The sequence below is a fragment of the Anaerolineaceae bacterium oral taxon 439 genome (assembly GCA_001717545.1).
Taxonomy (GTDB): Bacteria; Chloroflexota; Anaerolineae; order Anaerolineales; family Anaerolineaceae; genus Flexilinea.
The window spans coordinates 2,072,805-2,085,676 of the sequence record CP017039.1 but is presented as its reverse complement, the minus strand read 5'-3'; the positions used below and the strand labels follow the sequence as shown (position 1 = coordinate 2,085,676).

The following is a 12,872-nucleotide window of genomic DNA, read 5'->3' as shown; positions in this document are numbered from 1 at the left end:
CGAGAGAACAAGTATAAATATAAAAGGCCGCTGATATCAGCAGCCTTTTGTATTCTATTAAAATATATTTATTTACTTATCTTCGAGCGCAGCGACGCCGGGCAAAACGAGCCCTTCGAGCATCTCCAACGAAGCGCCGCCGCCGGTTGAAATATGCGTGACCTGATCCGCGAGGCCGGATTGCTGGATCGCGGCGACCGAATCGCCGCCGCCGATAATCGAGATCGCTTTTGACTCAGCGACGGCTTTCGCGACGTCAAAGGTCCCTTTGGCGAACGACGGCATTTCGAAAACGCCCATTGGCCCGTTCCAAACAACGGTCCCGGCCTTCGCGACGTATTTTGAAAAGAGCTTGACCGTTTCCGGTCCGACGTCAAGAACGCGCCAGCCGGCGGGGACGTTTCCGGTCGGGATGACTTTCGTTTCGGCTTCGTTGTCGAATTTATCGGCGATGACCAGGTCGACTGGCAGGATGAGTTTTTCCGATCCGGCGGCAAGGATTTCCTTCGCGGTATCGAGCGCTTCGTCCTGAACGAGCGAATCCGCCGTTTCGAAGCCCTGCGCCTTGAAGAACGTATTCGCCATTCCGCCGCCGATCAGGACATGATCCGCTTTCGTCAGCAGATTCTTAATCACGCCGATTTTGTCGGAGATCTTCGCGCCGCCGAGTATCGCGACGAACGGACGTTTCGGGTCTTCGACCGCCGATGAAAGGTATTGGATTTCTTTTTCGAGGAGGAAGCCGGCGACGCCGGGTTTTGTATGCGTGACGCCTTCGGTTGAGGCGTGGGCGCGATGCGCCGTGCCGAACGCGTCGTTAACGTAGATGTCGGCTAACGAAGCGAGCCTGGCGGAGAATTCGGGATCGTTCTTTTCTTCTTCTTTATAGAAACGCGTATTTTCGAGGACGAGGATTTCGCCGGGTTGAAGCGCAGCGACGGCTTTTTCCGCCGGCTCGTTGATACAGTCTGGAACGAACGAAACCTTGTTGGGGACGAGTCCGGCTAAATATTCCGCGACTGGTTTCAGCGAATAATCCATGTTAAACGTTCCCTTCGGCCGGCCCAGATGGGAACAGAGGATCACGGCGGCGCCATGTTCCAGCAGGTACTGAATCGTTGGAAGCGCGCTTCGAATCCGGGTGTCGTCGCCGACTTTTCCGCCTTTCAGCGGAACGTTAAAATCGACGCGGACGAGGACTTTCTTCCCGTTGACGTCGACGTCGCGAATGGTTTTCTTATTGAACATGCGATATCTCCTTCTTTTATCGAAAAATGATCGGATCGGTCAAAAACCGAAGCCGATCATTTCATTTTTCGGATCCGTCAGTTTGAACGGAAAATTAAAGGCTCCTGGACATCATGAGCGCGAGGTCGCAAGCGCGATTTGAATAACCCCATTCGTTATCGTACCAAGTCACGACCTTGACGAAATTCCCGCCCATGACGGCGTTATACTGAAGATCGACGATCGAGGAACGAGGATCTCCGCGGAAGTCGGTCCCGACGAGCGGGTTGTCATATTCGCCGGTGGTGACGCCGAGAATGCCCTTGAGCTTGCCGTTGGCGGCTTCGGTGAAGAGCGCGTTGAGCTCATCCTTCGAGGTTTTCTTGCTGGTCATGCAGACGAAATCGACGACCGAGACGGTCGGGGTCGGGACACGGAGAGAATACCCGTCGAATTTTCCCTTGAGTTCCGGAATGACGAGCGCGACGGCTTTCGCGGCGCCGGTCGTCGTCGGGATAATATTCAGCGCGGCGGCGCGGGATCGACGCATTTCTTTCTTATGCCCCTGATCGAGGATGACCTGATCGTTCGTGTAGCTATGAATGGTGGTCATCAGGCCGTATTCAATGCCGAAAGCGTCGTTGACGATTTTCGCCGCGGGGGCCAGGCAGTTGGTCGTGCAGGAGGCGTTGGAGACGACGTGATGTTTCGACGGATCGTATTTGTCGTCGTTGACGCCCATGACGATCGTAATATCTTCGTTCTTCGCGGGAGCGGAGATAATAACTTTCCTGGCGCCGCCTTTGGTAATATGGACGTTCGCGCCCGGTTTTCCTTTTTCCGGATCGCCGATTGCGTCGGTGAAGATGCCGGTTGATTCAATGACGATATCGACGCCCAAATCCTTCCAAGGCAGATTCCCCGGATCTTTTTCGGCGAAAACCCGGATTTTCTTTCCGTCGATAACCAGGTTGGAACCGTCAACGGCGACGGACCCGTTGAAGCGGCCGTAGGTAGAGTCATATTTGAAAAGATGTGCGTTGGTCTTGATATCAAAGAGATCATTGATCGCGACAACCTCGAGATCGTTTCCGTAATTCTCGATCAGCGACTTCAGGACCTGCCGTCCGATTCGACCGAAGCCATTAATACCGATTTGAATCTTGCTCATTTGTAATCCTCCGTTTGAATATAATATTTTTTATCGTTTCTTTAGAGTGATTTCATCATTTGTCTTTGGCTTTACCACTCTGGAATGCCTTAAGGACGGTCGCGGCGAGCTTATCGGGATCATGCCGCCAAGGATGCTGGTCGTCGATTAAGTCGCCTTGAAAAACGGTGAATTCACTTAATAGATGCTCATTTATTTTAACCCACTGAACCGGTACAGACAGAGCGGCTTCGTGATTGTTGTTACAAATTATACCGTCCAAACTCACGTTGGGAAGGGCGTTTTGAATCGCTTTTGCGTGGTCATAGCAGGTGTAATGATCGGTTTCGCCGGGCTGTGTGCTGACGTTGCAGACGTAGATTTTTTTTGCATGCGACGCTTGAATCGCCTGATGGATACCACGCACCTTCAAATTTGGCAGCACGCTGGTATAGAGCGAACCCGGGCCCATCGCGATCAGGTCGGCGCTGAGGATTTCCCGGAGCGCGGCGGGGTTTGCGGCTGCGTCGCAGGGTACGATATCGAGGCGGATAATTCGTCCGTTTCGTTCTGTGATCGTTGATTCGCCGCGAACTGTTTCGACGAGTTTGGCCCCATTCCGTTCGGTTTCGATGTCGGCGACCAGGTTGATGTCGCTGAGCGTGGATGGGATGACTTTCCCGTGGATGGAGAGGAGCCGGCTGAGTTCGTTGACGCCCTGTTCGAAGGAGCCGGTGATATTCGCGAGCGCAGTCAGGAGCAAGTTGCCGAGGTTATGACCGCCGACGCTGGATTCCGCGGGAAATCGGTACTGAAGAACCTGCGTCAGGAATTCTTCATCGTCGGACAGGGCGGCCATGCAGTTACGGATGTCTCCGGGCGGAAGGATGCCGATGTCGCGGCGGAGCGCGCCGGACGAACCGCCGTCGTCAGCGACGGTAACGATAGCGATTAATTCTGACGCGATTTTTTTGAATCCGCGGAGCGCGGTGGATAGTCCGTGCCCTCCGCCGATGGCGACGATTTTCAAGCCTGCCTGATTTTTCATGAGGTAACTATAGCATTTCCGCTGCGTCCTGTAAAGATAGAGGCGGCGTCGCTTCACGGTCTGTCTTTTACCCCATTTTTACCAGCGGCGTCAAAATCTCAAACGCCGTCTCCAACTCCTTCGCATTCAAGCCGCAGAACGGAATCCGCAGGAAACGACTTCCCAGCGCCGGGTTCAGGTAAAAGCCGCGTCCGTCGGTGATATTCAATCCGGCCGCTTTTGCCGCGGGGATTAACGTTTCCATGTCGTTCCCTTCGGGAAGCGTCACGCCGACGAAAAAACCGCCTTCAGGCCGCGCATACTGAGCGAAGCTCAGCCGCTCGTCGAGCAGCTCCAGCGTTCGAACGAGCCGCGGACGATAGAGCGCTTTCAGTTTTTCCAGGTTCGATTCGAAATATCCGCCGACGATGAACTGATAGGCGGCTGCCTGCGCAACCGAGCCAGGCGCAATATAGGTATTCCCGGCGTAGGCTTTGACACGTTTGACGATTTCCGCGCTGCCGACAATATATCCGATGCGAAATCCGGGGGCCATTGTTTTCGAAAATGATGAAGCACGGATAACGCGATCTGGATTCGCGAAGCTGGCTAATTCCGGAAGGTCTTCCCCAAAATAGCGCAGGCTTCGATACGGCGAGTCCTCAATAATCAGAACGTTATATTTTTCAGCCAGCCCGGCGACCGCTTTTCGCTTTGCGACACTCATTGTTGTTCCGGTCGGATTCTGAAAATCCGGGATGCAGTAGAAGATTTTCGGTGAATCCGTTTTCATCGCGTCTTCCAGCGCGTTCAGATCGACGCCGTCCGATTCGAGCGGAATTTCGATCGGGATCGATCCGCGCCGTTTCAGGAGCAGGTTCGTCCGATCATAGGACGGCCCTTCAACGAGAACCTTATCGCCCGGCTGGAGTTCGGTCTGCGCGATGAAACCGAAGAGCTCAAGCGAACCGTTCCCAAGGAAAACCTGAGCAGGTTCGACATGATTCCGTTCAGCCAAAAGTTCAACCAATGGCGCGTATCCAGGCGCGCCGTTATACGCGCAGGCGCGTTCCCCATCTTCTTTCATCGCCTTTGCGAAGCAGTCCGCAAAATCGTCGGTTGCGTAAGATTCCGGCGCGGGTGCGCCGCGTGTTAAATGGATCATGAAATACCCCCAAATCGAGTTATTCGTTCGAATTTCGGCTCAGAAACGCGATTAATCATATTTTACCTGCTTTCGGAATCCAGGCATTTTTGGTATTTCGTAAAATTACACTCTGATCATCCGCTTATCAAGGCGCCGATCCAACGAAACCCGTCCGGGAGGAGTTTTCCCTGAATGAACTTTTCCGCCATAATGCATCGTACAAACTATGAATTCGTTATACCGTTGACTCGGACTGAACTTGCGATTCGGCTGCGCTGCGCTAAGGATGACCTTACGAGCGTTCGTTTCGTTTATTTCAGCCGCTATCGATCTCCTTCGACTGCGCTGACTCAGCCGCTCCAGATCGCGTATCGAGACGCTTATACCGACGATTATCGCGCGATTCTTAAGTTTGATTCGCCAGCGCGGTTCCTGTGTTATTACTTTGAATTAACGGATCAGGATCATCGGAAGATCTATCTCAGCGAGTATGGATTCAGCGACGGCGTTCCTGAGGACGGTTTTTTCGAGTATCAGTATACGAACGAAAATGACTGCGTTCGACCGCCGGACTGGGCAAAGGGGATCGTTTATTATCAGATTTTCCCCGACCGCTTCTATCGGAGTTTGAATCAGAAAAATCGGGATGATTATCGGGATTGGGATGAAAAACCCAGTCTGGATGACTATTGGGGCGGGGATCTGCCCGGGATTACCGAGAGGCTTCCCTGGATCTCGGCGTTAGGCGTGGACTGTATTTATCTGAATCCGATTTTTCATGCAGAATGTAATCATAAATATGCGACGACCGATTACTTCACGATTGACCCTGATTTTGGAACGATGGCGGATTTTCATGCGTTCGTCGCTAAGGCGCATTCGTTCGGGATCCGCGTCGTTTTAGACGGCGTTTTTAATCATAGCAGCCGGAAGTTTCATCCGTTTATGGATTTTTTAGCCAGAAGAGAGGCGTCGGAGTATTTTCGCTGGTTTCTTCCTGTCGATCGCGGAGAAGGCGGCGAGATCCTGACGTATGAAGCTTTCGCCGATAGGGCGCATATGCCCAAGCTGAATACGGATTACCGTCCGGTCCGGGATTTCGTTATTGAGGTTATGCTGTTCTGGCTCCGCGAGGGAAAAATCGATGGGTGGCGTCTTGACGTCGCCGACGAGGTTCAGCTTACGACCTGGAGCGAGGTACGCCGTGCGGTAAAAGCCGAATTCCCGGAGGCGATCCTGATCGCCGAAACATGGCGGGACGCCTCGCGTTACCTGACGCAGGGAGATAAATTCGATACGGCGATGAATTACGCTTTCCGCGAAGCGGCGCGCGACTTTTTCGCGAATCGGCGTATTGGCGCGGCCGCTTTTTCTTCGCGGATCAATCATATGCTTTCCAGTTATGCGGACGTCACCAATCAGGTCATGTTCAATCTGCTCGACAGCCATGATACGCCGCGGTTTTTATACGACGCGGGGAACGATCGGCGCCGCCACCGTCTGGCGGTTGGGTTCCAGATGACGTTCGTCGGGTCGCCGTCGATTTTTTACGGCGACGAAGTTGGGCTGAGCGGCGGGCCGGATCCGGACTGCCGCCGCGGGATGATCTGGGACGCGTCGCGGCAGGATCAGGAGACGCTCGTTTTGTATAAAAAATTGATTGCGCTGCGGAAATGCGAGCCGGCGCTTCGATTCGGCAGCTTCAAAACGGTCTTTACTCAGGAACCGGGAGTTTTTGTCTATCAGCGTGATTTTGGGAACGTGTCGATTCTTTGCGCTGTCAATAACAGCGATGCGGAAGCGGCGATCAGTCCGCCGGAATCGCTTCGAAAGGGAATTTTGCACGATCTGATGACCGGCGAGGACATCGAAACGCCTTCCCTGTCTTCAAAGATCCTGATCGCTCCGATGACGCTTCGGATCCTTAAATGAGCGTCGGAGGCGAACGAACCGAAGGCGATTTATCCGTCTTCAGCCTGTCATGACAGATTGAGACGATTGAATTATCGTCCTGATGGGTTGGTAAAATATTCGTACAGGTTTTTTTGAAATTTAATAGATGGCCTCGTTGCGTTAATGGTTTTGGAGGAAAAGGTGAGATTACTTGAAGAGCGAATCAGGAGAGACGGCGTTGTCCGGAACGGAACGATCCTGAAGGTTGACAGTTTTTTGAATCATCAGCTTGACGTAAAGCTTCTCGACGAACTCGGAAAAGAATTTTACCGTCTCTTTAAAGATCAGGGGGTTACGAAGATTCTGACAATTGAGTCTTCCGGAATTGCGATCGCGGTTTCGGTCGCTCGCGAGTTTAACGTCCCGGCCGTTTTCGCGAAAAAAAATCGAACGAAAAATATTGAAGGCGAGGTTTATTCCGCTGCGGTTGAATCGTTTACGTCCGGAATTACTTACACGGTTATTATTTCCAGGAAATTTTTGAACAGAGGCGATCGCGTCCTGATTATCGACGATTTCCTCGCGCAGGGGCAGGCGCTCAAGGGTCTCGTCGGCATGGTTGAGGATGCCGGCGCGGTGGTTGTCGGATGTGGGATTGCGATCGAAAAGGGATTCCAGGCCGGCGGAAAGAACCTCCGGAATCAGGGGTATCGCGTCGAATCGCTGGCGATTATTGATGCGATGAATCCGCAGGGCGAAATTATCTTTCGTTCACAGTCAGACTAACGCGGCGCGGTTATTCAGGAGCTCATATGGACCAGCAAACGATTGTTATTCTCAATTTTGGCGGGCGTTATCGCGATACCATCGCGCGCCGCGTTCGCGAGCTTTCGGTTTATTCGGAAATTCTGCCGGTCGAAACCCATGCTGATAAGATCAGAAAAATGAATCCGATCGGGATTATTCTCGTCGGCGGTGGGAAATCAATTCTGGATTCGGATATCGTTTTTCCGGAGAAGAGCCTGTATAAATCAGGAATCCCGATCCTCGGGATTGGCCTCGGCGCGCAGCTCATGGCGGCGCAGCTGGGAGGAACGGTTATCCCGTTGGATTCACCGGGTTCGGCGGCGGAAATTCGCGTTGACGCGTCTTCGCCGCTTTTTTCGAATCTGGACGAGGCTCAGCCGGTTTATTTTGATCATGTGGCGCGAATTGAGAAGCTTCCGGACGGATTTCGCTCAACTGCCAGTATGCAGGATTTGAATGTTGCTGCGTTCGAAAACGACGCCGCGAAGCTCTACGGAACGCAGTTTTTTCTTGAAGCGGAGGAAACCGCTTCGGGAAGGCGAATGCTCGAACGGTTCCTGTTCGGGATCTGCGGCGCGGAGGGATCGTTTACGATTGATGATTACCTGAATAATCAGATTAAATCGATCAAGCATACCGTTGGGAAAGAAAGAATCCTGTTGGCGCTTTCCGGCGGGCTCGATAGCTCTGTTGTCGCCGCGATTCTGTCTGCGGCTGTCCCGAATCAATTGACCTGTGTCTTCGTGGATCATGGCTTGATGCGCAAGGGTGAAGGCGATGAAATCGAGGCGGCGTTCCAGGGAAAATCGCTGAAGCTGGTCCGGGTCGACGCCTCCGAGCGCTTCTTTAAGAAGCTCTCCGGCGTCGTCGATCCTGAGAAAAAGCGAAAAATTATCGGGGAGCAGTTCATCAAAGTTTTCAGCAAGCAGGCGCAGCGCGTTGGCGGCGCAAAATTCTTAGCGCAGGGCACGATCTACCCTGACGTTATCGAAAGCGGAATCGGTAAAAATAACCTGATCAAATCGCATCATAACGTCGGCGGGCTGCCGAAGGAGCTCGGCTTTAAGGATTTAGTCGAGCCGCTGCGGTATTTATTTAAGGATGAAGTCCGCCAGTTAGGCCGGCTGATGGGGCTGCCGTCGTCGATCGTTAACCGTCAGCCGTTTCCGGGTCCTGGGTTAGCGATCCGTATTTTGGGAGATGTTACCCGGGCGAAAGCTGAGCTGCTGCGCGAGGCGGACGCGATTTTCCGTGAGGAGCTTGCGGATGCCGATTTGCGTCCGAGTCAGTTTTTCGCCGTTTTATCCGATCATCGCTCCGTTGGCGTCGAAAAGGGGGCGAGAACGTATCACCATACGGTTATTCTGCGTGCGGTTCAGACGATGGATTTTATGAAAGCTTCGTATGTGCCATTGCCGGACGAGGTTCTGCGGAGAATTTCGCGTAGAATTACGAGTGAAGTCGCGGGGGTGAATCGGGTCGTGTACGATGTAACGGATAAACCGCCTGCGACGATCGAGTGGGAGTGAGTCAACAGCAGCTAACACAAGCATTGAACGTTAATTACACCACGGTAAATCGTTGGGAAAACGGCAAATCGGAGCCAAGTAATCTCGCCCAAAGGACATTCTTTCAATTTTGCGAAGGAAATCTTGTAGGGATACCTGCCGAATTAAAAGACAAAAAAATAGGCCATAAAGAAAGGAGGTTTCAAAATGGCGAGAGCAGACCTTTTATGTGATATTATAAAGTATGGACTAAATAACGATAATATCAACTTCCGAAAAGCAGTAGAAGCAATATGTGCTGAGGAACGATCTAAGCAACATAACGTAGTAGCAAAAAAAATTGAGGATATACTACATATGTCCTCTAAGAATCCCATGAAAAATACTATAACGCCTTCTACTCGCAATGGGAACGGCGAAAATATCGTATACGAAAAAATTCCAGAAAAAAAATTAAACCAATTGTTATTGCCACAAAGCATTATAGATAACTGTAATGCACTAATTGAAGAACACATGAGAGCCGATTTGCTTCGTTCATACGGTTTGGAACCGCGCAATCGAATATTATTAATTGGGCCACCTGGAAATGGAAAGACATCTCTTGCAGAGGCAATAGCAGAGGCTTTAATGCTCCCTTTGCTAACTGTTAAATATGAAAGTCTTATAGGAGCATATTTAGGTGAGACGGCATCGCGACTTGTCAAATTATTCGACTATGCAAAGACTCGACAATGCGTTTTATTCTTTGATGAATTTGAGACAATTGGCAAGGAGCGTGGCGACATACATGAAACTGGGGAAATAAAGCGTGTAGTAAGTTCGCTCCTTCTCCAAATAGATGCTCTACCGAGCTATGTTATTGCTATTGCTGCTACAAACCACGACACACTACTTGACAAAGCTGCTTGGCGCAGATTTCAAATACGGATGGAGCTACCAAAACCGTCTCGAATGGATTTAGAAAAGTGGTTTTATCTTTTCGAGAAAAAGAATTCACAAAATGGCTTCACATTTGGTTTAGCACCATCGACTTTAGCGCGTAAATTGCTTGGACGCAGCTATGCAGAAGTAGAAGAATTCGGATTATCGGTTTATCGGCAATTCGTGTTACGTTTTCCTGATGGTAATCCACGCAGCATCACTCAAAGGGAGTTGTCTCTTCTCCCACTGGTAAACGATGACTCGGGAAACCATTTATAAAAAGGAGGATATAAATAATGCCAAAACGACCTATAATTCTCTTTGGTCAGCCAAATATGGCCTCAAGAGCAAAACGCCATGGCGGCCCAGATAAAATACAATACCCCACACACGGAAGACAAATTCAAAGACTTGCTCCTAAAATGACAAATTTACAGAATGCAGTGTTAAAGCTAACACAAACTTCTGCCGCGATAGAAGTAGAAAAGACGCTTGTTTTTGATGTAATAGGAGATGTTGAATCTTTTTATACTGCTATAAAAAATTTCGGAGATAATATTGAATGGATTTTTGATGTGTCGGATGAATTTGAGACTGATGAAGATTTTTTCACCTTAAAATCGGATGGTACACGGGCTGATGATGCCTTAAGCGGAAAGGTATATTGTGTATTATCCAATGTGCGAGCCATGGAAGAAATACTGTCGTTATGGAAACTCTATAGTCAAGATGAAGATGTAGTTTTTCCACATGGAAAAACAGGTTTGAAATATATCTTTAAACATTTACGAGACATACGTTTTTGGGGGTATAAAGAGCGTATTGAAGAGACAAATATCCTTGAATTTTGGCAAGAAGAGTTGCAAGATCCTCATGCTGATAAAGTACACTGCGAGCTTGAATTATTTTTTAGAAAAGACGAACAGAAACGCATAGTCGCTGAAGCGGAATTAAAGGACAAGATTAGAGCTCTTGGCGGGGAAATTATAAGTAGCTCCGTAATACCTGATATAGCTTACCATTCAATACTTGCATCTATACCTCGTGCGGCTGCAGAAGATATCATTAATGGAAATAAAGACGTATCAATTGTAATAGCAGATCAGATTATGTTTTTTCGTCCGGTTGGGCAAGCGGTTGCTATTCAAGATACATACTTTGATGGAGATTTTATTATTCCGCCATCAGAGGAAATATCTGATGAGCCAATAATAGCTCTTTTCGATGGCTTACCGCAGGAGAACCATCCTTATCTACAAGGTCGTTTGATTGTAGATGATCCAGATAACTATGCGGCTGGATATGTCGCAGATGCAAGAAAGCATGGCACATCGATGGCTTCAATAATTGCGCACGGTGATTTATCTGAAACAACCCATACAACAACACATAAAATATATGTGCGTCCTATTATGAGACCATATAATACTGTTGACGGTTTTTGTGAAGAAATCCCATCAAACAGCCTTCTAGTTGATAAGATACATGTTGCAGTGAGAAGACTTTTTGAAGCTGATGCAGAAGAAGTTGCTCCTTCCATAAAAATTATTAATTTGTCAATCGGAATAACGTATAGGCAATTTGATAGGATAATTAGCCCTCTTGCAAGATTGTTGGATTGGTTGAGTTGGAAATATAGAGTTCTATTTATTGTAAGCGCAGGAAATCATATCGATGATATCGGTACAGGTATGAATTTTAGTGATTTTTCAAATTCAACAATGAAGAATCGTGATAATATAATTATTAAATATATAAATAGAAAATCTAGAAATCTAAGACTGTTATCTCCTGCTGAAAGTATAAGTGCATTGACGGTAGGGGCAACATTTGAAGATAGTGCTACACTTGCTTCAAATATGAATATTAACCAAACTATACCTTGCTCAGACGGGTTGCCATCTGCTTACAGTGCAATTGGTATGGGACTGAACAGAGCTGTCAAACCAGATATCCTTTATCCAGGCGGACGAAGTTATGTAAGAATGAGTGTAAATAGAGGCAAAAATTCGACTGTTAAATGGCCGTTTTCACCAACCAATAAGCCAGGAATTGCGTCAGCTGCACCATTATCTATTGGTGGAATGGGAAATAAAATTATGTACACATACGGAACAAGCAATGCTGCTGCACTTATTTCTCACGAAGCCAGTAGATGCTATGATACCTTACTCGACATGTTTCAGAACGAAAACGAACAAATTCCTGATGCTCACTTAGCTTTGTTGATTAAGGCAATGTTAGTGCATGGTGCTGAATGGGGTTTTTTAGCGAATATATTAGCAATTTCACTTGAATTAAAGACAAGGCGGGATATATCTAACAAACTACACCGCTACCTTGGATATGGGAAGCCGGATATTAATCGAGCCATAGAATGTACTAAAAATCGTATCACTCTTATTGGTTATGGTGATTTGAAAATAGAAGAGGCACTCCTTTATGACTTGCCATTACCATTTGACTTCAGCACAAAAAATTGTCGTCGTTTAACAGCGACTTTAGTTTATTTTCCTCCTACGGTTTCTACACGACAAAAATATCGTGCTACTAATCTTTGGTTTACTATTGAAAATGGGATTAAAAATTTACTAGATTCGAGAGTTGATATCGACTGGCAGGCAACCAATCGAGGCACTGTGCAACATGAAATTTATGAGAATGATGAAGCGGTAATTTGGGATGAGGAAAAATCAATTCAAATCAAAGTTAGCTGTCGTGGTGATGCGGATGAAAAATGTCTTGATATTACGCCATACGCACTGATGGTTTCCTTTGAAATTAAAGACGCTATTGATATTGATGTTTATGCCAGAATCGCTGAAAAAATTACACCAAGAATAAAAGTATGAAGGCGGGATTTTACTTACATAAATATTCCGAGCGAGATTTCTGTGCTATGATATTGGCTATTATTACATCTGTTGAAACTGTCTGCAGAATCATAAAGTTTTTACTATAAGAGGACTTTTTCTTTCTGGAATTGGAAGTGGAATGGGAGAAAAAATCGAAAAACCATACGGATTATTACTGACAGAACGGAAGTGAATTGCTGGCAAACGCCTGTTTTGAAAGGTTTTGCCCCTGTCGAACAAACGGATAAGAAGAGTGGGAGTAGAGCAGCTTTTCTCGCAAATGGGGCTGAACATCAGTCATAAGCTTGGCGTGAATGCCGTTGACATTTTGATT

General features: G+C 48.3%; 9 protein-coding genes. 5 read left to right on the top strand and 4 right to left on the bottom strand.

The annotated features are described in order from the left end of the window. Positions 1-72 precede the first annotated feature (72 nt). The 4 genes from BEQ56_09270 to BEQ56_09255 form a co-directional block, all read right to left on the bottom strand. Positions 73-1,248, bottom strand: coding sequence for a phosphoglycerate kinase (locus BEQ56_09270; GenBank protein AOH43645.1), 1,176 nt, complete (start codon positions 1,246-1,248; stop codon positions 73-75). A 94-nt stretch (positions 1,249-1,342) separates the two neighbouring features. Next, entirely contained in the window at positions 1,343-2,398 is a 1,056-nt protein-coding gene (locus BEQ56_09265) for a type I glyceraldehyde-3-phosphate dehydrogenase (GenBank protein AOH43644.1), read from the bottom strand. 55 nt (positions 2,399-2,453) lie between these two features. Beyond that, a complete protein-coding gene (locus BEQ56_09260; protein ID AOH43643.1) occupies positions 2,454-3,425 on the bottom strand; it encodes a hypothetical protein in 972 nt (323 codons plus the stop codon). A gap of 67 nt (positions 3,426-3,492) precedes the next feature. Continuing rightward, on the bottom strand, positions 3,493-4,569 hold the full coding sequence (locus tag BEQ56_09255; GenBank protein AOH43642.1) for a hypothetical protein: 1,077 nt from the start codon (positions 4,567-4,569) through the stop codon (positions 3,493-3,495). A 192-nt stretch (positions 4,570-4,761) separates the two neighbouring features. On the opposite strand from BEQ56_09255, the gene BEQ56_09250 reads away from it, so the two are divergent. The 5 genes from BEQ56_09250 to BEQ56_09230 all read left to right on the top strand — a co-directional run bounded on the left by BEQ56_09250 (position 4,762) and on the right by BEQ56_09230 (position 12,535). Further along, the gene (locus BEQ56_09250) at positions 4,762-6,483 is read left to right on the top strand and encodes a hypothetical protein (GenBank protein ID AOH43641.1); all 1,722 of its coding nucleotides are present in this window, start codon (positions 4,762-4,764) and stop codon (positions 6,481-6,483) included. Positions 6,484-6,645: 162 nt separating this feature from the next. Further along, positions 6,646-7,230 (top strand): xanthine phosphoribosyltransferase, encoded by a 585-nt coding sequence (locus BEQ56_09245; GenBank protein ID AOH44491.1) that lies wholly within the window; start codon positions 6,646-6,648, stop codon positions 7,228-7,230. Between the two features lie 26 nt (positions 7,231-7,256). Further along, on the top strand, positions 7,257-8,780 hold the full coding sequence (locus BEQ56_09240) for a glutamine-hydrolyzing GMP synthase (GenBank protein AOH43640.1): 1,524 nt from the start codon (positions 7,257-7,259) through the stop codon (positions 8,778-8,780). Positions 8,781-8,966: 186 nt separating this feature from the next. Then, positions 8,967-9,962 (top strand): AAA family ATPase, encoded by a 996-nt coding sequence (locus BEQ56_09235; GenBank protein ID AOH43639.1) that lies wholly within the window; start codon positions 8,967-8,969, stop codon positions 9,960-9,962. Positions 9,963-9,979: 17 nt separating this feature from the next. After that, the gene (locus tag BEQ56_09230) at positions 9,980-12,535 is read left to right on the top strand and encodes a hypothetical protein (protein AOH43638.1); all 2,556 of its coding nucleotides are present in this window, start codon (positions 9,980-9,982) and stop codon (positions 12,533-12,535) included. Positions 12,536-12,872 lie beyond the last annotated feature (337 nt).

Bases quoted from the DNA above. Each gene is read 5' to 3' on its own strand.
- BEQ56_09260 (AOH43643.1), bottom strand. From the start codon at position 3,425: ATGAAAAATCAGGCAGGCTTGAAAATCGTCGCCATCGGCGGAGGGCAC.
- BEQ56_09250 (AOH43641.1), top strand. From the start codon at position 4,762: ATGCATCGTACAAACTATGAATTCGTTATACCGTTGACTCGGACTGAA.
- BEQ56_09270 (AOH43645.1), bottom strand. From the start codon at position 1,248: ATGTTCAATAAGAAAACCATTCGCGACGTCGACGTCAACGGGAAGAAA.
- BEQ56_09235 (AOH43639.1), top strand. From the start codon at position 8,967: ATGGCGAGAGCAGACCTTTTATGTGATATTATAAAGTATGGACTAAAT.
- BEQ56_09240 (AOH43640.1), top strand. From the start codon at position 7,257: ATGGACCAGCAAACGATTGTTATTCTCAATTTTGGCGGGCGTTATCGC.
- BEQ56_09230 (AOH43638.1), top strand. From the start codon at position 9,980: ATGCCAAAACGACCTATAATTCTCTTTGGTCAGCCAAATATGGCCTCA.
- BEQ56_09265 (AOH43644.1), bottom strand. From the start codon at position 2,398: ATGAGCAAGATTCAAATCGGTATTAATGGCTTCGGTCGAATCGGACGG.
- BEQ56_09255 (AOH43642.1), bottom strand. From the start codon at position 4,569: ATGATCCATTTAACACGCGGCGCACCCGCGCCGGAATCTTACGCAACC.